Raw genomic sequence first — 21,036 nt, forward strand, 5'->3', positions numbered from 1 at the left:
GCATGTCTCGCGAGCAGATTCAACAATGGCGGCAGAACTGGGACCAACTGATCGGTCCAGATTCGCCTTTTGCAGTGCAGTCACCTGTCGGCCAGCCACGCTACTTTCCCAACGCCCCAGTCGATCTGGTCAGCGCCCTGCAGGCGGGTCGCCAGTTTGGCGAGCGGCCTTTTGTGTACTGGCAGGAGCGGCAGCTGTCGTTCCGTGAGTTCTATCAGGCCGCCGACCGCCTGACTGCGCACCTGGTCAGAACCCTGGGCATTCTGCCCGGCGATCGGGTGGCGATTGCCATGCGTAACCGACCGGAATGGATGGTGTCGTTCGTGGCCGTGGTCCAGGCCGGTGGCGTACCGGTGTTGCTCAACAGCTGGGGCTTGCGCGATGAGTTGTTGCACGCCCTGCACGACAGCCGCCCGGTGCTGCTGATTGCAGACCTTGCGCGCATGGTGCTGGTGGCTGACGATGAATTGTCGATCAAGCGCTTGCTGGTCGAGGATTCGGCCCGTGAGCCAGGGCCGGGCCTGACCTATGTGCGCTTGCAAGAGCAGGCGGTGGCGCCGGTCGAGCTGGCCACGCCAGACCCAGAGGCATCCGCGTTGATCCTCTACACCTCCGGCACCACCAGCCGGGCCAAGGGTGTGGTGCACAGCCATCGTTCGGTGGGCCAGACGCTGTATGCGCTGGAATTTGTCAGCGCCTTCGCCGCCGGGGTTTCGCCGTCACGGATCAAGCCGATCATCGACTCCGGGTTGCAACCGACGTCGCTGCTGGCCGTGCCGTTGTTCCATGTCAGTGGTTTGCACTCGCAGTTTCTCAATGCGCTGCGCACGGGCAAGCGGTTGGTGATGATGTACAAGTGGGACGTCGATCAAGCCTTGGCATTGATCGAGCAGCAACGCTGCACCCAGTTCAATGGCGCACCGGTCATGTTGCAGCAATTGCTGGCGCATCCGCGTTTCAACACTCCAGCCACGGCCAGCTTGTTCGGGCTGGGACTGGGGGGCGGTGCGGCGTCCGACGGGCTGTTGGCCAAGTTGACACGCGACAAGCCGACAGTCATGGCCGGCTGCGGCTACGGCCTCACCGAAAGCAATGGTATCGGTGCGGCCCATTCGGGCGATCAGTTCGTCAGTGCCACTGCCAGCGCGGGGTGGCCACTGCCGATTGTCGAAGTGCATATCGGTGACTATCCGCACAAGGCGCCGGCAGGGCAGAGCGGGGCGATCTGGCTGCGCTCGCCGACCCTGATGCAAGCGTACTGGGAGCGGCCCGAAGACACCGCCCAGGTGCTGGTCGAGGGTTGGTTGTTCAGCGGTGACGTGGGCTTCGTCGATGAGGACGGCTACCTGTATATCACCGACCGGATCAAGGACCTGATCATCCGTGGCGGCGAGAATATCTCTGCCGTGGAGGTCGAGCACTGCGCCTGCACCCACGATGATGTCCTGGAGGCCGCCGCTTTCGCACTGGCCGACGAACAGTACGGTGAAACCGTCGCTCTGGCGGTGCATCTGCGCTCGGGCAGCGGCTTGGGTGAAGACGCCCTGAAAACCTTTATGGGCCGCGCCCTGGCGGCCTACAAGGTGCCGACGCGGGTGTGGGTCAGCGATGAGCCATTGCCGCGAAATGCCAGCGGCAAAGTACTCAAGATGGGCCTCAAGGAGCGCTACCTGCAGGCGTAGTCCCTCCAGACGATGCTGGTGATTACCACGGGGGGAGAATGAACTCGGACTGGTTGAGTTCGTTTTCACCCTCGGAGTAAATAACAATGCATAAGTCTGTAGTAGTGCTCCTAGCGTTAGCCTCGGGCCTGGGCTTTATGTCCTCGGCTCAGGCCAAGGTCAGTGCAGAAGAAGCGGCACGGTTGGGCAAGGACCTGACCTGCACAGGGGCCGAGAAGGCCGGTAACGCCGATGGCAGCATCCCGCCATTCAGCGGCAAGAACCTGGGCGTGGTGCCCGGTTGGAATCACGTCAAATACTCGGGCGATCACCCGGTCGATCCCTGGCCAAACGAGAAGCCGGTGCTGGTCATTACCGCCAGCAACGTCAAGCAATACGCCGAACGCCTGAGCCCTGGGCAACTGGCGATGTTCCAGAAATACCCCGCCACTTACCGCATGGCCATCTACCCGACTCACCGTGATTTCCGCTATCCCGATTATGTGTGCGAGCGGGCCAAGGAAAACGCCCTCAATGCTGAACTGGTCGACAATGGCATGGGCCTGAACGCCATCGGCCAGGTACCGTTCCCGATCCCGAAAAACGCATTGGAATTAATGTGGAACACCCAGCTGCCAGCACGCGCCTGGACCGAAGAGCTGCAGCGCGACAACGGTGCGGTGACGCCGTCGGGTGCTATCGCCTGGGGTCGCTCGTACTCGCGTACGCTGGCCAACGCCAACAATCCCAACGAAACCCCTTACAGCAGCAGCGGTGTGCAATCGCTGGGTATGTACACCACCGTATTGCCGCAGCGTGACAACGGCACCATCACCGTGGCTCGCACGCCTTACAACTTCTCCAGCGATTCGATGAAAGCCTGGACCTACAACCCCGGCACCCGTCGCGTTCGCCTCAACCCGGCGTTCGGCTTCGACTCGCCCATGATCGGCACCAACGGGGTGATGACCATCGATGACGACCGGATCTTCAACGGCAGTCCCGAGCGCTACGATTGGAAAATCGAAGGCAAGCGCGAAATGTACATCCCGATCAACGGCTACAAGGCCAACAGCGCCGAGGTCAAGTACAAGGACCTGCTGACGCCTAACCACCCCAACCCCGACGCCATGCGCTATGAACTGCGCCGTGTCTGGGTATTGGTTGCAACGCTCAAGGAAGGCAGCCGGCATCTGTATGGCAAGCGAGTGATTTTCATTGACGAAGACACCTGGCATTCGGTGATGGCCGACAACTACGATTCGCGCGGCAATATCTATAAGTACGCCCAGGTGACTTACTACTATCACCCGGACATGAGTGCCTGGGAGGCGGGTGCTTCGTTCTACCACGACCTGAGCACCGGCCAGTACGTGGGCTACAGCTTGTCCAACGAAGCGCGCAAGGGGCCGATCCTGAACCAAGGCAATTACACCGCCGACATGTTCACCCCCGACACCGCACGCGCCGCCGGGCGCTGATACCGCGTCGTCTTCATCGCGGGTAAACCCGGCTCCTACACCGACCGATGTAGGAGCCAGGTTTACCGGGGTGCCGGACCACTGCGATGGCCATAGGTATCTACACAATTCTGGGGCAGCGCGGCTCTTGTAGCCGCTGCCGAGGTACGAGGCTGCGATCGGCGGCGAAGCCGTCGTAAATTCAGGCCCTTCGGTGTGCCTGATGGATTACGGTCTCAGGTTTTACGGCCGCTTCGCTGCCGATCGCAGCCTCGTACCTCGTCAGCGGCTACATTCGTAGCAGTAGACGAGTTCAGCGAGGCCAGGTCCGGGGACGTAGTCCTCGCAAAGCCTGTACTCGCGGTGTATCTGAATACTGAAGTGCCAGGTTTTACGACTGCTGCGCAGCCGGACGTGGCCTCGTTCTACTCGTCCACTGCTACGAAATGCAGTACACCAAAAGATGTGTAGATACCTATGCGGCGATGGCCGCACCGCCGTTTATCGGGTAGACCGCATCGACATTAGTCCCTACAGACGATGAAAGCCCTGTTATCTCCGTCGAGAATCCGCGCACACCCTTGATAGCGACGGAGATAACAATAGTGCGATTCAAGAAGGCAGTGCTTGGCGTAGCCATGGTTGTACCGATGCTCGGGCAACCGGCGTTTGCCAAGGTCAGTGAGGAAGAGGCGCAGCGACTGGGACAGGATTTGACCTGCGTCGGTGCCGAGAAAGCAGGGAACGCCGCCGGGACCATTCCTGCCTATACGGGCAAGAACCTGGGCCAGGTGCCGGGCTGGAATCATGTGCAGTTTTCGGGCGGCCAACCGGTTGACCCCTATGCCAATGAAAAGCCGATGCTGGTCATTACCGCGGCCAATGCCAACGACTACGCCGAGCACCTGACCCCAGGCCAGCTGGCGATGTTCAAGCAGTATCCGCAGACCTACAAGATGAACATTTATCCAGGCCATCGCGATTATCGCTACAACGATACAATCTGCGAGCGCGCCCGCTGGAATGCCACCAACGCCCAGCTGGTCGATGACGGCATGGGCGTCGAAGGTATCGGTCAGGTGCCTTTCCCTATTCCGAAAAATGCCATGCAGGTCTTGTGGAACCACCAGTTGCCAGCCCGCGCCTGGACTGAAGACGCGGTTCGCGATCTGGCATCGGTGATGCCCAACGGTGATATCGGTTGGGGGCGCTCTTACACGCGTGGTTTTTCACCCTCCAACGACCCAAACCAGACACCCAAGACCGAAACGGGTATCCAGGCCTATGGCTGGAACCTGACTCTCTTGCCGGCCCGGGAAAATGGCACCAGCACGGTCAGCATGGAACCGTACAACTTCCAGACCAACCCGCGCCAGGCCTGGTCCTATAACCCGGGCACCCGTCGCGTGCGCCAGCTCCCAGGCTACGGTTACGACCAGCCGATGACGGGCAGCAATGGCACCATGATCATCGACGAAGACCGCCTGTTTAACGGCTCGCCCGAACGCTATAACTGGGAGCTGCTCGGCAAGCGCGAGATTTATGTGCCAGCCAACACCTATAAGGTCAACAGCGGCGAGGTCAAGTACAAGGACCTGCTCACCGCCAAACACCCCAACCCGGACTTGATGCGCTATGAGCTGCGCCGCGTGTGGGTGCTGCAGGCGACCCTGAAGCCGGGCTATCGTCATCTCTATGGCAAGCGGGTGATGTTCATCGATGAAGACACCTGGCATGGCGTACTCGGTGATGCCTACGACACCCGTGGGCAACTGTGGAAACATGCGGTCGCCAACTACTACTACCACCCGGACATGAGCGCCTGGCATTCCGGCGTGTCGTTCTTCCAGGACCTGAGCACCGGTCAGTACATGGGCTACAACATGACCAACGAATCGCGCAAAGGTCCGATTCTCAACCAGGGCAAGTTCAATGCCCAGATGTACACCCCGGATGCGCTGCGCGCCGCTGGGCGTTGATCGGTAAATACCTGCAACGGTAATGCTTGCACCGTTGTACTTTCACCCGGCAGGGCTCCTCGACCTGCCGGGTTTTTTTTGTCAAGTGTTTGAAGGGCAAAGGTTTCCCACAATAACTGTGGGTTAGCCTGTGGATAACTCAATTTCCGAACGCGCTAAGCAGCGGTTTCCTTAGTGCTAAAGGCTATTGGTTGTTTTTTGTACAGATTTCCCTGCGTGGATAATTTTTTTCCTGCTTCAGCACCCTGGTCTAGAGTTTGCATCATCATTTTGGCGGTCACTCACCCTTGCGTCACAGTGGAGGTCCAAGATGTCCTTGAACAAAGCCTTGTTGGCAGTGGCAATCGGCGCAGTACTGTCGGCTTCGACAGTGCTGATACCTGACACCGTGGCGAACTTTTCCAGCGCCTATGCCAAAGATGGTGGCGGTGGCGGTGGCGGTGGTGGTGGTGGTGGTGGCGGTGGTGGCGGTGGTGGTGGTGGTGGGGGAGGCAGCGGTGGCGGCGGTCATGGCGGTGGTGGGGGAGGCAGTGGTGGCGGTGGCGGTCATGGCGGCGGCGGGGGAGGCAGTGGCGGTGGCCACGGCGGCGGCAGTGGCTCTGGCAGCGGCGGCGGACACTCCGGCGACAGCGCCGGCCATGACGCTGGACGAGACGGCAGCCACGGCGCTCACCATGCCGGTGAGGTCGGTGACGACCACGGCGCTCATCACGCTGGCGAAGTCGGTGACGATCACGGTGTTCATCGCGCTGGCGAAGTTGGTGACGATCACGGTGTTCATCGCGCTGGCGAAGTCGGTGATGACCGTGGTGTACACGTGGGTGGGGAGCCTGGCGACGACCGTAGCGGCACCTGAGCCATCACCACACTCGGGGCGAACTCCTCGATACCGGGTGTAATCCCTCGATCAGGCGGTGGGCAGGCCACCGCCTTCAGATCTTCTTTCACGGCCGCTCGTCGGGTCAGTCATCAAGGGTTGCGGGGCTCAGGGGCCGGTTGGCCCAGCGGGTCTTCAGGGATGGTCAACTCGATGCCCAGGCGCAGGCCTTCTTGCAGGATGTGCCGGCGCATCTCGGCGCTGGCCTGTGCGCTGTTCTTGTTGCGAATGGCACGCACCACAGCCTCGTTCTCCTGCAGACGTTCAGCCAGGTGCTCTGGCGAGTTGCGCAGGGCCTCGGCGCTTTGCTTGAGGGCGTCGCGGGTCTGTTGCACCACGTTCTGGAAAATCGGGTTGGCCGTTAATGCAAACAGGGCCTCGTGAAACGCCAGGTAAGCATTGACGCCGGCCTCGCTGTCGCTTGCCTCCAGCGCTTCGCGCATGTCCATCAGGGTCAGGCGCAGTTGGCCAATGTCATTGCTGCCGATCGACTGGGCCACCAGCCCGACGATAAAGGGTTCCAGGGTGTAGCGAAGTTGCAGAACGTCTTCAAGGCTGGCATTGGCCACGCCGTGGTCGCTGCGCCCCGTGGCGGCAGGCTCGGCCTGGCCATCGAGCACCAGCACGCCTTTGCCCGGCATCGAGCGCACCAGGCCCAGGGTTTCCAGGACGATAACCGCCTCGCGCAGGCTGGGGCGGCTGATGCCCATCTGTTCGGCCAGCTCGCGCTGTCCGGGCAGCATGTCGCCCGACCGCCATTGGCCACGGGCCAGGGCGTTGCGCAACTTTTCCACGACCGAATTCACAACGGTGGATGAGGAAATCACTGATCGCTCCGTGCAATGAAAAAAAGGGCAATGCCCCGTAGTCGTGATTGTTCCGTTTGCGCCGGGCCGATACAAGCGTCGGCCCGGCTTAGCCCATCAGAATTCCTGTTGGTGGGCGGCATTGGCAGGCTTGCGCGGTACAAATGCAAAGCCTTGTTTGTTACTGAGTACGTTATGGGCGCGGGTCATGTCGATGTCTTTCTCCCAGCGAGCGATGGCCACGGTGGCCACGCAGTTGCCAATCAGGTTAGTCAACGCCCGGCCGATGCCCATGAACCAGTCCACCGCCAGCACCAACACCAGGCCCACCACCGGGATGGCCGGGATGGCGGTCAAGGTAGCGGCCAGGATCACCAGTGCCGACCCCGGGATGCCGTGGGCGCCCTTGGAGGTGATCAGCGACACCAGCAGGATGGTCAGCAGGTCCGACATGGCCAGCGGTGTACCGGTGGCATTGGCGATAAACACAATGGCCAGGGTCAGGTAAATGGAGAAGCCATCGAGGTTGAACGAGTAGCCGGTGGGAATCACCAGGCCCACGGTGGGGCTGCCAATCCCCAGGTGTTCGAGCTTGCGCATAATCTGCGGCAGCACGGCATCGGAGGAGGCTGTGCCGAGCACGATCAGCAACTCCTCGCGCAAGTACTTGATAAAGGGCAACAGTCGCAGGCCCGAGGCGCGCATGACAAAGCCCAGCACCAGCAGTACGAATGCCGAGCAGGTCAGGTAGAACAACGCCACTAGGCTGCCCAGGTGTTGCAGCGACTCCAGGCCGTAGGTGCTGGTGGTAAAGGCGATGGCGCCGAACACGCCAATCGGTGCCAGCCTCACGATCATGCCCATGATGCGGAAGATCACATGGCTCAATTCATTGATCAGCCGCGAAATGCCCGCAGCACTGTCGCCGACCAGGTTCAGGGCGCTGCCAAACAGCACCGCGAACAACAGGATCTGCAGCACATTGTTTTCGGCAAAGGCGCCGATCACCGAGGTCGGGATCAGGCCCATCAGAAACTCGGCAGTGCCGTGCAGATGCTGGCCGCGCTCGGCGATGCCGGCCACTTGGGCATTGTTGAGCTGGTCGAGGTGGATATCGGCGCCGCTGCCAATGCCGGACAAAAAGGCGAACGACAGGCCGATCACCAGGGCGATGGTGGTCAGCACCTCAAAATAGATAACGGATTTGAGGCCGATCCGGCCGACTTTCTTCAGGTCACCGGCACCGGAAATGCCGCTGACCACGACGCAGAACACGATCAGGCCGATGAGCATCTTGATCAGCTTGATAAAGCCGTCGCCAAGGGGTTTGAGTTGCGTGGAGTATTCGGGGAGGGTCAACCCGCAGGCGATGCCGAGCATCAGGCCGAGGACAACTTGCAGGAAGATCGAGCGCGAGCACCATCTGAGCATGGGGAGGATCTCTGGGTCGGTGTCCTTGCTTCGATGCCGTGAACAGGCGAAAGAGCGGAGGACTTAATTATTGTGGTCTTACCGGTATGTCCAGTGCAGGCGAAGTTTACGCAGCGAAAGTGCGGTATTGCAAGAAGAATAGTTTACCGGTCTGACCAGCTCAATGTAGGAGCCGGGCTTGCCCGCGAGGCGTCGTGCCTGACACGCCGCGATGCCCCAATCGCTGGCAAGCCATGCTCCTACACGAGCGCGACGCATCGAGCCGCAATGCCGTTACTTGTATTCGGTGGGAAGCAGATCGAGCGTTTGCTCGGCGCGCCGCGCCTGGTGGCTGATCAGGTCCAGGGTCAGGTCGGCGACTGTCAGCGAGGTATTGGACGGCGCGCTGACCTGATTGCGACGCAGCAGCACTTCAACCCGCGCGGCCATTTCGTCACTGGCAAACGGCTTGGTCAGGTAGTCGTCGCCGCCCGCGCGCAGGCCGCGTACCCGCTCATCGACGTCGGAAAGGGCGCTGATCATCAGGATCGGTGTGGTCACCCCCAGGGTGCGCAAGGACGTGACGATCGCCAGGCCATCCAGTTCGGGGAGCATGCGGTCCAGGGTGATGATGTCGTAGTTGCCGCTGATGGCTTTGACCAGGCCTTCACGGCCGTTGGCGACCCAGTCGACCTCAAGGCCGTGATGGGTCAATTCGGCAACTATTTCCTGGGCGGTGACGGCATCGTCTTCGATGGTCAGTACGCGGGTCATGAGCATTCCCTGGGGTTAAACAGTGGTAATGACCTGATTGTGCCAACAATAGGTGCCCTGCGGGTTAAAGAAAAATTCATTCACGGGACTGTATGCCTATTGTTCACATGCCGCTGTGCATGGGGATTGATGCCCCGTAGGAGCAGAGCTTGCTCGCGATGGCATCACCGCGGTGTCTGCCATGAACCGTGGCGATGCCATCGCGAGCAAGCTCTGCTCCTACAGTGCAGTGCAGTGCAGTACGGTAGGTAACAGGCTCAATCAGCGGGCCACCGCCAGAATCAACAGTGCCGCCGCTCCCAGCGCCGTCACCGTGCGTACATGGTTCCAGCGCGTCCATTGGCTCAAGTAATCCTGCCAGAGCCTGTGTGCCTCTTCACTGTCCGCCTCGACCCGCGCCAGGGCTTCGTTGCGTGGCACGTTGCAGAGCATCGTCACGACAAAATTGCCCAGCAGAAACAGCGCACTGCCCGTGCTCAAGAACACCGTGCCCGGCGCGGGCCAGCGCACCAGTGCGTAGACCAGCAATAACAGGCACGCCACGGATGTCCCTAGAAACAGTGAGAGAAACAGCGGGTTAAGCACCATCAGGTTGATTGACTGCATGGCCGCGACGCCCTGAGGCACCGGTAATCGCCCGAGGGCTTGCATGACGAAATTGGAAAAAGCAAAGAACAACCCACCCATCAGGCCGCAGCCAAGTGCTGCCAGTAGGGTGAGCATTAGAAGCAGGGCATCGGAGAGGGACATGGGCCAGTCCTGGGCAGGGCAAAATGCCTGCGGTCGAGCCCAAGCATAGCCACAGGATTGTCATCATCCAGGAAAAAGCGGTCGGACGCCTACCGGGCAAGCCTTTGGCCGGGCATCAGTTTTTGCTCCTGGCTTTTGATCTTTATACACAAAGGGTCCAAACACCGCGGATCGTCCCTTCAGGAGGCCGAGCGGAGCGCTTGCGTAGTGGGGCGAGGGCCAGGACGGCCCGAGAGCGCCGTAGGGCCATGGATGGCCCGTCGGCGCGGTCCCCACGTAGCAAGTGCGGGAGCGAGGGAACCCGGAGCGCAGCGTAGGGCCGTATGCGGGGACGCGGCGTTTTGGTTACTTTTTCGCCAAAAAAAGTGACCCGCTGTAAGAGCGGAACGGTGAGTTCGCGTCTGCGCGTAATCTGGATATGTTCGCCATTAGTCGAACCAAAACCCTTGATTCGAGTGTTTATCCGTTTTCGAGGGTGACGGTTAGTCACCTTTCCGCCTTTACGGCGTCCTACTTTTGTTGGGGCAAAAGTAGGCAAAACCCCTGGTCCCCGCATACGGCCCTACGCTTCGCTCCGGGTTCCCTCCTTCCGCACCTGCTCCGTGGGGCCGCGCCGACGGGCCGTCCATGGCCCATCGGCGCTTGCGGGCCATCCATGGCCCTTACCCCACTACGCAGGCGCTCCACTCGGCCTCCTGAAGGGACATCCGCGGTGTTTGGGCTTTCTATGCTCGAAGATCAAGATCAAGATCAAGATCAAGTGCTGGTGCTGAGCATAAGCACGCCCTAAGGCCTAGGTGTTCAGATGCTTTCGAGCGCGTCGAGCAGCACTTTGACCTTGGTGATCGACTCTTCGTATTCGGCTTTCCACTCGGAGTCGGCAACCACCGCGCCGCCGCCCCAGCACGACACGTTGCCGTCCTTGATCAGCAGGCTGCGGATGGCAATCGAGCTGTCCATCTCGCCACGCACGTCCACATACAGTAGCGAGCCGCAGTACAGCGCGCGGCGGCTGGGTTCGAGTTCGTCGATGATTTGCATGGCGCGGATTTTCGGCGCGCCGGTGATCGAGCCGCCCGGAAAACTGCCGCGGATCAGGTCCAGGGCGTCTTTGCCGGCTGCCAACTCGCCGGTGACGGCACTGACCATATGGTGGACGTTGGGGTAGCTTTCCAGGCTGAACAGTTCCGGCACCTTGACCGAGCCGATCCGGCAGGTGCGACCTAGATCGTTACGTAGCAAATCCACGATCATCAGGTTTTCCGCGCGGTCCTTGGCGCTGGCCAAGAGTTCTTGGGCGTTGGCCAAGTCTTCGGCGGGCGTACGGCCGCGTGGCCGGGTGCCTTTGATCGGGCGCGTCTCGACCTGATCCTGGCTGACCTTGATAAAGCGCTCCGGTGAAAAACTCAGCAAGGCGCTGCCATCGGCCAGCGGCACAAAGCCCGAGAACGGCGTCGGGCAGGCGGCGCGCAAGGCCTTGTAGGCCGTCCACGGGTCGCCCTGGCAGCGGCCGCTGAAGCGTTGGGTGAGGTTGATCTGGTAGCAGTCGCCGGCCGTGATGTACTGCTGTACGCGGTCGAAAGACTGCCGATAGGCCTGGGCGGTGATGTCCGGCGTCATTGTGCAGAGCAGGCTGAAGGGGGCTTCGGTTTCTGCATGCGGTTCGCCGAACAGCTCGATCAGGCGCTGTTGTTCTTCAGCCGCAAGGCTGGGATGGAACACCAGCTGACAGGTGCGCAGGTGGTGGTCGCTGATCAACGCCCAAGCGTACAGGCCAAGCCCGGCCTCGGGTAATTGCAGGTCATCGATGGCCTGTTCGGGCAGGCGCTCCAGGCGCCGGCCGAAATCGTAGCTCAAGTAGCCGATCAGGCCGCTGGCGAAAGGTAGCTGAAGCCCTTCGGGTAACTCGGCCCTGCCCAGTGCTGCCAGGCTTTCGCGCAGGCGCTGCAGAAATGCCAGGCCGGACTCGTCGGCCTCAAGACTAAAGTGTTGCAGCGGCCAGGCGCTGAGCAAGTCAAAGCGACCGCGCTCGGCAGAGGGGCGCGCGCTGTCCAGCAGTACCGCGCCCGGCGCATGGCGCACGCAGGTGAAATACGCCGCGGGGTCGGCATGGTAGGGCAGGGGGTGAACAGTGCAGATAGACATCAGGGCCGGATTGCCATCGGTGCGGGGGAAGGATTGTAGTCTGGTGTAGGAAAAGCGCCTAGCGCTGCGGGTTATCTGAACACAATGTTTGCGCCCAGATTCGCTGGCAAGCCAGCTCCCACATTCAATCAAAAGTCTGGAGCACTTTGTGGGAGCTGGCTTGCCAGCGAATTTGGGGGCGAAATGGCTCAGCCTTCGCGGGCAGGGATATGCCCGAACAGCTCCTGGGCGAATTTTACCCGCTGCTCCGGCGTTTCCTGCTCGCCATTCTTGGCCAGTGCTTCCAGATGCGCTTCCACGGCATGGGTGCGCTGGGTCAGGCCGCAGTCGTTGGCGATCTGGATGTTCAGGCCAGGGCGGGCATTGAGTTCGAGAATCAAGGGGCCCTTTTCCTGGTCCAGCACCATGTCGACACCGATATAGCCCAACCCGCAGAGCTCATAGCAGCCGGCCGCCAACTTCATGAAGCCGTTCCAGTTTGGCAATTGCACGCCGTCCACCGCGTTGGTGGTGTCCGGGTGCTTGCTGATGATGTTGTTCAGCCAGGTGCCGCGCAGCGTCAGGCCGGTGGCCAGGTCGACGCCGACACCGATGGCGCCCTGGTGCAGGTTGGCCTTGCCGCCAGACTGGCGGGTGGGCAGGCGCAACATGGCCATGACCGGATAACCCATCAGCACAATAATGCGGATGTCCGGCACGCCTTCGTAACTGATGCTCTTGAAGATCTGGTCGGGTACCACCCGGTATTCGATCAGTGCACGGTCACGGTGCCCGCCCAGCGAGTAGAGGCCTGTGAGGATGCTGGAAATCTGATGCTCGATCTCTTCATGGCTGATGATCTTGCCCGACACCGTGCGATAGCGGTCCTCGAAGCGATCAGCGATCACCAGAATCCCGTCGCCGCCCGCCCCTTGGGCTGGCTTGACGACAAAGTCGCTGCGCCCGCCGATGATTTCGTCCAGGCGGTCGATTTCTTTCTCGGTGGAGATCACGCCATACATCTCGGGCACATGAATGCCCGCTTCGATGGCGCGTTCCTTGGTGATGATCTTGTCATCGACGATCGGGTACAAATGGCGCTTGTTGTACTTGAGGACGTAGTCCGCATTGCGCCGGTTGATCCCCATGATGCCCCGGGCTTCCAGGGCCTTCCAGGTTTTCCAGAGGCCGAACATCAGCTTTGCGCCTTCAAAAAGGCCTTGAACCGGAACAGCTCGGTCAGGCGGTAGCCGCGGTAGCGACCCATGGCCAGCATGAAGCCCACCAGAATCAGCAGCACGGCAGGGAAGGTGAACACGAAGTAGGTCAGCTCCGGCACGCTCATCAGCAAGTGTGCGATGGAAGCGGCAAACAGTGTGCCGATGGCGACTTTCATGGCATGGCCACCGCCGCGCTCTTCCCACGTGATGGAAAGCCGTTCGATGGTCATGGTCAGGATCACCATCGGGAACAGCGCTACCGACAGGCCGCGCTCAAGGCCCAGCTTGTGGCTGAACAGGCTGATGGCGGCAATCAGCACCACCACGAAGGTCAGCACCACCGAGAGCCGCGGCAGCATTTGCAGTTTCAGGTGCTCAAGGTAGGAGCGCAGCGACAGGCCCAGCGCGGTAATCACGGTGAACAGCGCGATACCAAAGCCCAACTGGGTTTCACGGAAGGCCAGGGCGATCAGCACCGGGGTGAAGGTACCCAGGGTCTGCAGGCCGATCAGGTTGCGCAGGATCAGGATCACCAGCACGCCGATCGGGATCATGACCATGATCATGAAGGTCTGCTGGGTTTGCAGCGGCAGGCCGTAGAGCGAGTATTCGAGGAAGTCTGCGTCGGTGTTTTCGTCGGTCAGCTTGGCCAGGCGAATGGCGTTCATTTCGCTGTTGTTCATGCTGAAGCTAACGGTGGCTTTCTTGCCGCCATCGACGGTGATCAGGTTGTCATCGCCGGTCCACCACAACAGCCGGTCATTGGGCAGGCCCTGCTCACCGGTGTCCGGGTTGAAGTACAGCCAGTCGGTGCCATTGAAACTGCGCAGCCACAGCTCCGGGGTTTGCGGCTGGTCAGCGACCAGGCGGATGGTGTGGACTTTTTCCAGCGGCACGTGGGCTATGGACAGCACCAGATCGATGATCCGCGCCTTGTTCTGAGTCGAAGGGTCTCCGGCCAGCAGCAGCTTGACGTTGTCATCGTTCAGATTGTTGACACGTTTGATGGTCTCGCCGACGAAGGTCTCGACGTCGGCCGAATGTTGGCGAATCGGTGCCATCAGCGCTTCGGCGGCGATCTTTTCCGGGCCTTCGATCGGCAGGCTGTCGCGGAACGTCGCGCCTTTGACCTTGCCTTTGTCGGCTGCATAACGCTTGGTCAGCACCAGGCGGTAGTAGAGCGTCTGGTTGCCGCTGGCGCGACGGGCCGACCAGGTGACCTTGCGGTTGCCGTCGATGCGATTGACGCTCACGCCATAGTTATTGGAGATAAAGCTTTCATTGAGGCTGACATAGTCGCGGTTCAGGGGCGGCACGAACATCTGCACCTTGACCGGGTCCTTGGCGCTGGCCACGAATTCGACCTTGGCGTCGATGTTCCACAGATCGTCCGTTTCATCCTCGGTAACCGGGATGCCAAGGGCGAAAATCTGGTAGGCGGTGATGGCGATACCCAGCGTCACCAGCACGGCGATCAGGATTTTCAGGTGAAGAGTCAGGGAGCGCATTAGGGTTACTCTGCGGTATGAGCGTCAGTGGCGCAGGCGGGTTTGCCGGCAGCGTATTTAAGGCTTGGGTCGACCAGCGCATCGAAGCGCTTGAGCGCCTCGGAGCCGATCAGCAGCGGGTACTGGAACGCGCTGCGGTCGGTCAGGTTAACTTCAATGGTGCGCCGGGCGGTACCCATGCAGATGTCCAGTTCAATCACCGGGCGGGCGGTGTAGGGCTTGCCTTCCTCGGCGTTGTAGTCTCCGGCCCGGCGCTTGATCTTGCTCACGCGGGCCAGCGGGCGTTCGATCGGGTGGGAATGGGCGGCGTCGATAGCCAGGTAAAAACGCACCCATGACTCTCCATCACGCTTGAAGCGCTTGATGTCGCGAGCGCTGAGCGAGGCGGTCTTGGCGCCGGTGTCGAGCTTGGCCGCGACTTCAAGGTCGATATCGGCCAGCCTTGCGTATTCGTTCAGGCCGTACACGGTCTTCTCGGCGGCGATGCTCAAGCCGGGTAGGGCGAGCAGGCAAAGCAGCAATGGGTAAGGCTTGAGTCTCATAAATCCTGTGCGCGGTGCGGTGCGATCTTAGGGGCAAGGCGACTGGCACGACTGCGCGAGCTTCCTCATTGCCTGCCTTTCTTTGCCTATCTAAAGAAAGAAGAACGGCAGACAAACGACTTCGCCCCTCTGGTTCGAGGCGGGCGGCATTCTATCACGCTGGCTTTATGACGCCAGCGGCTGGCCTTTCAGACCACAAGAACGCTATGGAAGTTCGTTATTAGCAGATTGTCGACAATGTTGATTTTTTCTTTGACTGCGACTGGGGCTTTAGGCTAGTTTTGCAGGCATGGATTTAAAAGGTGTCGACAATATGTTGGATGCAGCTCAAGCCCCCGGCCTCAATCAGGAAGATTCGGAAACCCTGTCCGAAAACGTCTTCCGGCGCATCCAGGCGGCCATCGTCAAGGGCGAGATCGCCCCGGGCAGCAAGATCTCCGAGCCTGAGCTGGCGCGTACTTACGGTATCAGCCGTGGCCCATTGCGCGAGGCCATCCATCGCCTGGAAGGCCAGCGCCTGCTGGTTCGTGTGCCGCACGTCGGCGCGCGGGTGGTTTCACTGAGCCATGCCGAACTGATCGAGCTGTACGAAATCCGCGAATCCCTGGAAGGCATGGCCTGTCGCCTGGCGGCCGAGCGCATGAGTGAGGCCGAAATCAACGAGCTGCGCCGGGTGCTCGAAACCCACGAGCGCGATGCAGCGTTCCAGGCCGGTGTTGGCTACTACCAGCAGGAAGGCGATTTCGACTTTCACTACCGAATCATCCAGGGCAGCGGTAACCGCACCCTGACCCAGATGCTCTGCGGCGAGCTGTATCAGTTGGTGCGCATGTACCGCATCCAGTTCTCCGCCACCCCGAACCGCCCCCACCAGGCGTTCGCCGAACACCACCGAATTCTCGATGCCATTGCCGACCGTGACGGTGAATTGGCCGAGCTCTTGATGCGCCGACACATCGGCGCTTCCAAACGCAATATAGAGCGTCACTACCTGGACGCTACCAGCCCACGAGGTGAGTCATGAGTCAGAAGAGTCCCGGCCAGCGTTTTCGCGATGCAGTTGCCGCTGAACACCCGCTGCAAGTGGTCGGCGCCATTAACGCCAACCACGCCCTGTTGGCCAAGCGCGCGGGCTTCAAGGCCATCTATCTCTCCGGTGGCGGCGTGGCTGCAGGCTCCCTGGGCCTGCCTGACCTGGGTATTACCGGCCTGGATGACGTGCTGACCGACGTACGCCGTATCACCGACGTCTGCGACCTGCCGCTGCTGGTCGATGTCGACACCGGTTTCGGTTCGTCCGCCTTCAACGTGGCCCGTACCGTCAAGTCGATGATCAAGTTCGGCGCAGCTGCGATTCACATCGAAGACCAGGTCGGTGCCAAGCGCTGCGGCCACCGCCCGAATAAAGAAATCGTTTCCCTGCAGGAAATGGTCGACCGCATCAAGGCTGCTGTCGATGCCCGTACCGATGACAGCTTCGTGATCATGGCGCGTACCGATGCGCTGGCCGTCGAAGGCCTGGAATCGGCGCTGGAGCGCGCCGCTGCCTGCATCGAAGCCGGTGCCGACATGATTTTCCCGGAAGCGGTCACTGAACTGTCGATGTACAAGACGTTCGCTGAATATGTGAAGGCGCCGATCCTGGCCAACATCACCGAATTCGGCTCCACCCCGCTGTTCACCACCGAAGAGCTGGCCTCGGCCGACGTCTCCCTGGCGCTGTACCCACTGTCGGCATTCCGCGCCATGAACAAGGCCGCGGAAAATGTCTACAACGCCCTGCGCCGCGATGGCACCCAGAAAAACGTCATCGACACCATGCAGACTCGCATGGAGCTGTACGACCGCATCAACTACCACACCTTCGAACAGCACCTCGACGCGCTGTTTGCCCAGAAGAAGAATGGCTGATTGATGCCCGCCCGGCCTGCCTGGCCGGGCAACCTACAGAACAAATTCAAGAATGAGGAGATAACCATGGCTGAAGCAAAAGTACTGAGTGGCGCTGGCCTGCGTGGCCAGGTTGCCGGCCAGACGGCGTTGTCCACCGTTGGCCAGGAAGGCGCTGGCCTGACCTACCGCGGCTATGACGTGCGCGACCTGGCCGCCGGTGCAATTTTCGAAGAAGTCGCCTACCTGCTGCTGTACGGCGAGCTGCCGAACAAGGCGCAACTGGCCGCCTACCAGCAAAAGCTCAAAGCCCAACGCGACCTGCCCCAGGCGCTGAAGGAAGTGCTGGAACGCCTGCCTAAAGACGCTCACCCGATGGACGTCATGCGTAGCGGTGCTTCGGTGCTCGGTAACCTTGAGCCAGAACTGCACTTCGACCAGCAGCGCGATGTGGCCGACCGCATGCTTGCCGCCTTCCCGGCGATCATGACCTACTGGTACCACTTCAGCCACAATGGCAAGCGCATCGACTGCGTCACTGACGAAGCGACCATCGGTGGGCACTTCCTGGCACTGCTGCACGGCGAGAAGCCGAGCGAGCTGCACGAAAAAGTGATGAACGTCTCGCTGATCCTCTACGCAGAGCACGAATTCAACGCCTCGACCTTCACCGCGCGCGTCTGTGCATCGACCCTGTCGGACCTGTACTCCTGCGTGACCGGTGCCATCGGTACCCTGCGTGGCCCGTTGCATGGCGGCGCCAACGAAGCGGCCATGGAACTGATCGAGCGTTTCGAATCGGCTGACGAAGCGAAAGCCGAGCTGCTGCAGATGCTGGCACGCAAGGACAAGATCATGGGCTTTGGCCACGCGATCTACAAAGAGTCCGACCCGCGTAACGAAGTGATCAAGGGCTGGTCCAAGCAGCTGGCGGAAGAAGTGGGCGACACCGTGCTGTTCCCGGTTTCCGAAGCCATCGACAAGACCATGTGGGATCAGAAGAAGCTGTTCCCTAACGCTGACTTCTACCATGCCTCGGCCTACCACTTCATGGGCATCCCGACCAAGTTGTTCACGCCGATCTTCGTTTGCTCGCGCACCAGCGGCTGGACTGCCCACGTGTTCGAACAGCGCGCCAACAACCGCATCATCCGCCCGAGCGCCGAGTACACCGGCGTTGAACAGCGCAAGTTCGTGCCAATCGAACAACGCTGACCGAAGGAGGACGACGCCTGCTCTTCTCTTTATGTAGGAGCTGGCCTTGCCAGCGAATGAAGTCAACGCGGTCATTCAGATGGACCGCATCGCCCCATTCGCTGGCAAGCCAGCTCCCACAAGAGGCCAGGTGTTGTCCCGATGACCTCCCGTGATTGAGTCCCCGCGCCATGAATACTGAATTTCGCAAAGCTCTGCCCGGCACCGCCCTGGACTACTTCGACGCTCGTGAAGCGGTCGAGGCCATCAAGCCGGGCGCCTATGCCACGCTGCCGTACACCTCTCGCGTACTGGCCGAAAACCTGGTGCGTCGTTGCAACCCCGCGACCCTGAATGCCTCGCTGACCCAGCTGATCGAGCGCAAGCGCGACCTGGACTTCCCCTGGTTCCCGGCTCGCGTGGTATGCCACGACATTCTCGGCCAGACGGCATTGGTCGACCTGGCGGGCTTGCGTGATGCCATCGCCGACATGGGCGGTGACCCGGCCCAGGTAAACCCGGTGGTGCCGGTTCAGTTGATCGTCGACCACTCCCTGGCGGTTGAGTGCGGTGGCTTTGATCCTGACGCTTTCGAAAAAAACCGTGCCATTGAAGACCGTCGTAACGAAGACCGTTTTCACTTCATCGACTGGACCAAGAAGGCGTTCAAGAACGTCGAAGTGATCCCGCCAGGCAACGGCATCATGCACCAGATCAACCTGGAGCGGATGTCGCCGGTGATCCAGGCCCGTGACGGTGTGGCCTTCCCTGACACCCTGGTCGGCACCGACAGCCACACCCCGCACGTCGATGCGCTGGGCGTGATCGCCATCGGCGTGGGCGGCCTTGAAGCTGAGAACGTCATGCTCGGTCGCGCGTCCTGGATGCGCCTGCCAGACATCATTGGTGTTGAACTGTCGGGCCGCCCACAACCGGGCATCACCGCCACGGACGTGGTATTGGCGTTGACCGAGTTCCTGCGCCAGCAGAAAGTCGTCGGTGCCTACCTTGAATTCTACGGTGAAGGCGCTACCGCGCTGACCTTGGGCGACCGCGCCACCATCTCCAACATGGCCCCGGAATACGGCGCCACCGCGGCGATGTTCTCCATCGACCAGCAAACCATCGATTACCTGAAGCTGACCGGTCGTGAAGACGAGCAGGTCAAGCTGGTGGAAAACTATGCCAAGCTTACCGGCCTCTGGGCTGACAGCCTGAAGGACGCCGAGTACGAGCGCGTGCTGCACTTCAACCTGTCGTCGGTCGTGCGCAACATGGCTGGCCCATCGAACCCCCACGCTCGCGTGGCAACTTCGGACCTGGCAGCCAAGGGCATCGCCGGCCAGTGGGACGACGTGCCGGGCCAAATGCCCGACGGCGCCGTGATCATTGCTGCGATCACCAGCTGCACCAACACCAGCAACCCGCGCAACGTGATTGCCGCAGGCCTGCTGGCGCGTAATGCCAACAAGCTGGGCCTGGCCCGCAAGCCATGGGTGAAGTCCTCCCTGGCCCCGGGCTCGCGTGCGGTCGAGCTGTACCTGGACGAAGCCGGGCTGACTCAAGAGCTGCAGCAACTGGGCTTTGGCATTGTCGCCTTCGCCTGCACCACCTGTAACGGTATGTCGGGTGCGCTGGACCCCGTCATCCAGCAGGAAATCATCGACCGCGACCTGTATGCCACGGCCGTGCTGTCGGGTAACCGCAACTTCGACGGGCGAATCCACCCTTACGCCAAGCAGGCTTTCCTGGCGTCGCCACCGCTGGTGGTGGCCTATGCGATTGCCGGTACCATCCGTTTCGACATCGAGAAAGACGTGTTGGCCGTGGTCGACGGCAAGGAAATCCGCCTGAAGGACATCTGGCCGAGCGATGAAGAAATCGATGCGGTGGTGAAGGCTGCTGTGAAGCCGGAGCAGTTCCGCAAGGTCTACATTCCGATGTTTGCCGCGCAGGAAGACACCGGGCCGAAAGTCAGCCCACTGTACGACTGGCGCGCACAGAGCACCTACATCCGTCGTCCGCCGTACTGGGAAGGCGCGTTGGCTGGCGAGCGTTCACTGACCGGCATGCGTCCGCTGGCTGTGCTGCCAGACAACATCACCACCGACCACCTGTCGCCGTCCAACGCCATCATGCTCAACAGCGCAGCGGGCGAATACCTGGCCAAGATGGGCTTGCCGGAGGAAGACTTCAACTCCTACGCCACTCACCGTGGTGACCACCTGACCGCCCAGCGCGCGACCTTTGCCAACCCGCAACTGGTCAACGAAATGGCCGTGGTCGATGGCCAGGTCAAGAAAGGTTCGCTGACCCGCGTCGAGCCGGAAGGCAAGGTCATGCGCATGTGGGAAGCCATTGAAATCTACATGGAGCGCAAGCAGCCGCTGATCATTGTTGCCGGTGCCGACTACGGCCAAGGTTCGTCCCGTGACTGGGCAGCCAAGGGCGTGCGCCTGGCCGGTGTCGAAGCGATTGCAGCCGAAGGCTTCGAGCGTATTCACCGCACCAACCTGATCGGTATGGGCGTGCTGCCGCTGGAGTTCAAGCCCGGTACTACCCGTAAGACTCTGGGCCTGGACGGTACCGAGACTTACGACGTGGTCGGCCAGCGTACTCCGCGCGCCACACTGACCCTGGTGATCCATCGCCGTAACGGCGAGTGCCTGGATGTGCCGGTCACCTGCCGCCTGGACAGCGACGAAGAAGTCTCGATCTACGAGGCAGGCGGTGTTCTGCAGCGCTTTGCCCAGGACTTCCTCGAATCGAATAATGCCTAACTAGGGTAGGAGCCAGCCTTGGCTGCGATGGGCGCACCGCGGTGTATCAGACAAACCGTGG

Annotated in this window: 15 protein-coding genes and 1 pseudogene; 8 read left to right on the top strand and 8 right to left on the bottom strand. The window is 61.0% G+C overall.

The features are described from left to right. The first annotated feature begins 2 nt into the window (after nt 1-2). The 4 genes from AC3IX4_RS08980 (at nt 3) to AC3IX4_RS08995 (ending at nt 5,956) form a co-directional block, all read left to right on the top strand. The gene (locus AC3IX4_RS08980) at nt 3-1,682 is read left to right on the top strand and encodes a class I adenylate-forming enzyme family protein (protein ID WP_489260202.1); all 1,680 of its coding nucleotides are present in this window, start codon (nt 3-5) and stop codon (nt 1,680-1,682) included. Nucleotides 1,683-1,768: 86 nt separating this feature from the next. Next, nucleotides 1,769-3,142 carry a DUF1329 domain-containing protein gene (locus AC3IX4_RS08985; protein WP_489260203.1) on the top strand — a complete coding sequence of 458 codons (1,374 nt, stop codon included), beginning with the start codon at nt 1,769-1,771 and terminating at the stop codon, nt 3,140-3,142. Between the two features lie 617 nt (nt 3,143-3,759). Continuing rightward, nucleotides 3,760-5,100, top strand: a complete 1,341-nt coding sequence (locus AC3IX4_RS08990) for a DUF1329 domain-containing protein (RefSeq protein WP_489261255.1) — start codon at nt 3,760-3,762, stop codon at nt 5,098-5,100. A gap of 310 nt (nt 5,101-5,410) precedes the next feature. Next, on the top strand, nt 5,411-5,956 hold the full coding sequence (locus AC3IX4_RS08995) for a hypothetical protein (RefSeq protein WP_489260204.1): 546 nt from the start codon (nt 5,411-5,413) through the stop codon (nt 5,954-5,956). Between the two features lie 113 nt (nt 5,957-6,069). Here the strand turns inward: AC3IX4_RS08995 and AC3IX4_RS09000 are convergent, their stop codons facing one another. From AC3IX4_RS09000 to rloA, 8 genes and pseudogenes are all read right to left on the bottom strand, one after another. Continuing rightward, complete coding sequence (locus tag AC3IX4_RS09000) at nt 6,070-6,804, bottom strand: FadR/GntR family transcriptional regulator (RefSeq protein ID WP_489260205.1); 735 nt, start codon at nt 6,802-6,804, stop codon at nt 6,070-6,072. A 96-nt stretch (nt 6,805-6,900) separates the two neighbouring features. Beyond that, nucleotides 6,901-8,214, bottom strand: coding sequence for a C4-dicarboxylate transporter DctA (locus tag AC3IX4_RS09005; protein WP_489260206.1), 1,314 nt, complete (start codon nt 8,212-8,214; stop codon nt 6,901-6,903). A 276-nt stretch (nt 8,215-8,490) separates the two neighbouring features. After that, nucleotides 8,491-8,967, bottom strand: a pseudogene (locus AC3IX4_RS09010) (response regulator transcription factor); the annotation flags it as partial. Between the two features lie 261 nt (nt 8,968-9,228). Then, the gene (locus AC3IX4_RS09015; RefSeq protein WP_489260207.1) at nt 9,229-9,717 is read right to left on the bottom strand and encodes an anthrone oxygenase family protein; all 489 of its coding nucleotides are present in this window, start codon (nt 9,715-9,717) and stop codon (nt 9,229-9,231) included. An 801-nt stretch (nt 9,718-10,518) separates the two neighbouring features. After that, nucleotides 10,519-11,862 carry an aminodeoxychorismate synthase component I gene (pabB, locus tag AC3IX4_RS09020; RefSeq protein ID WP_489260208.1) on the bottom strand — a complete coding sequence of 448 codons (1,344 nt, stop codon included), beginning with the start codon at nt 11,860-11,862 and terminating at the stop codon, nt 10,519-10,521. Between the two features lie 188 nt (nt 11,863-12,050). Next, nucleotides 12,051-13,037, bottom strand: coding sequence for an alpha-L-glutamate ligase-like protein (locus AC3IX4_RS09025; RefSeq protein ID WP_489260209.1), 987 nt, complete (start codon nt 13,035-13,037; stop codon nt 12,051-12,053). Next, on the bottom strand, nt 13,037-14,569 hold the full coding sequence (gene rloB / locus AC3IX4_RS09030; protein WP_489260210.1) for an osmotic stress tolerance membrane protein RloB: 1,533 nt from the start codon (nt 14,567-14,569) through the stop codon (nt 13,037-13,039). The genes AC3IX4_RS09025 and rloB overlap by 1 nt, the downstream gene beginning before the upstream one ends. A 5-nt stretch (nt 14,570-14,574) precedes the next feature. Continuing rightward, nucleotides 14,575-15,111 carry a retropepsin-like aspartic peptidase RloA gene (gene rloA / locus AC3IX4_RS09035; protein ID WP_489260211.1) on the bottom strand — a complete coding sequence of 179 codons (537 nt, stop codon included), beginning with the start codon at nt 15,109-15,111 and terminating at the stop codon, nt 14,575-14,577. Between the two features lie 313 nt (nt 15,112-15,424). Here rloA and AC3IX4_RS09040 point away from each other — a divergent pair, with 313 nt between their 5' ends. The 4 genes from AC3IX4_RS09040 to acnD all read left to right on the top strand — a co-directional run bounded on the left by AC3IX4_RS09040 (nt 15,425) and on the right by acnD (nt 20,975). After that, on the top strand, nt 15,425-16,135 hold the full coding sequence (locus tag AC3IX4_RS09040) for a GntR family transcriptional regulator (protein ID WP_489260212.1): 711 nt from the start codon (nt 15,425-15,427) through the stop codon (nt 16,133-16,135). Then, nucleotides 16,132-17,022, top strand: a complete 891-nt coding sequence (gene prpB / locus AC3IX4_RS09045) for a methylisocitrate lyase (RefSeq protein ID WP_489260213.1) — start codon at nt 16,132-16,134, stop codon at nt 17,020-17,022. Before AC3IX4_RS09040 ends, prpB begins: the two co-directional genes overlap by 4 nt. A 66-nt stretch (nt 17,023-17,088) precedes the next feature. Then, nucleotides 17,089-18,216 (top strand): bifunctional 2-methylcitrate synthase/citrate synthase, encoded by a 1,128-nt coding sequence (gene prpC, locus AC3IX4_RS09050; RefSeq protein WP_489260214.1) that lies wholly within the window; start codon nt 17,089-17,091, stop codon nt 18,214-18,216. A 170-nt stretch (nt 18,217-18,386) separates the two neighbouring features. Then, nucleotides 18,387-20,975 carry a Fe/S-dependent 2-methylisocitrate dehydratase AcnD gene (gene acnD / locus AC3IX4_RS09055; protein ID WP_489260215.1) on the top strand — a complete coding sequence of 863 codons (2,589 nt, stop codon included), beginning with the start codon at nt 18,387-18,389 and terminating at the stop codon, nt 20,973-20,975. The last annotated feature ends 61 nt before the right edge of the window (nt 20,976-21,036 follow it).

The organism is Pseudomonas sp. KH_021 (assembly GCF_057838865.1).

Coding starts and splice junctions, on each gene's coding strand:
- rloB (WP_489260210.1), bottom strand. CDS start 14,569: ATGCGCTCCCTGACTCTTCACCTGAAAATCCTGATCGCCGTGCTGGTG.
- prpB (WP_489260213.1), top strand. CDS start 16,132: ATGAGTCAGAAGAGTCCCGGCCAGCGTTTTCGCGATGCAGTTGCCGCT.
- acnD (WP_489260215.1), top strand. CDS start 18,387: ATGAATACTGAATTTCGCAAAGCTCTGCCCGGCACCGCCCTGGACTAC.
- AC3IX4_RS09015 (WP_489260207.1), bottom strand. CDS start 9,717: ATGTCCCTCTCCGATGCCCTGCTTCTAATGCTCACCCTACTGGCAGCA.
- rloA (WP_489260211.1), bottom strand. CDS start 15,111: ATGAGACTCAAGCCTTACCCATTGCTGCTTTGCCTGCTCGCCCTACCC.
- AC3IX4_RS08985 (WP_489260203.1), top strand. CDS start 1,769: ATGCATAAGTCTGTAGTAGTGCTCCTAGCGTTAGCCTCGGGCCTGGGC.
- AC3IX4_RS08980 (WP_489260202.1), top strand. CDS start 3: ATGTCTCGCGAGCAGATTCAACAATGGCGGCAGAACTGGGACCAACTG.
- AC3IX4_RS08990 (WP_489261255.1), top strand. CDS start 3,760: ATGGTTGTACCGATGCTCGGGCAACCGGCGTTTGCCAAGGTCAGTGAG.
- AC3IX4_RS09025 (WP_489260209.1), bottom strand. CDS start 13,037: ATGTTCGGCCTCTGGAAAACCTGGAAGGCCCTGGAAGCCCGGGGCATC.
- AC3IX4_RS09005 (WP_489260206.1), bottom strand. CDS start 8,214: ATGCTCAGATGGTGCTCGCGCTCGATCTTCCTGCAAGTTGTCCTCGGC.
- AC3IX4_RS08995 (WP_489260204.1), top strand. CDS start 5,411: ATGTCCTTGAACAAAGCCTTGTTGGCAGTGGCAATCGGCGCAGTACTG.
- AC3IX4_RS09040 (WP_489260212.1), top strand. CDS start 15,425: ATGTTGGATGCAGCTCAAGCCCCCGGCCTCAATCAGGAAGATTCGGAA.
- pabB (WP_489260208.1), bottom strand. CDS start 11,862: ATGTCTATCTGCACTGTTCACCCCCTGCCCTACCATGCCGACCCCGCG.
- prpC (WP_489260214.1), top strand. CDS start 17,089: ATGGCTGAAGCAAAAGTACTGAGTGGCGCTGGCCTGCGTGGCCAGGTT.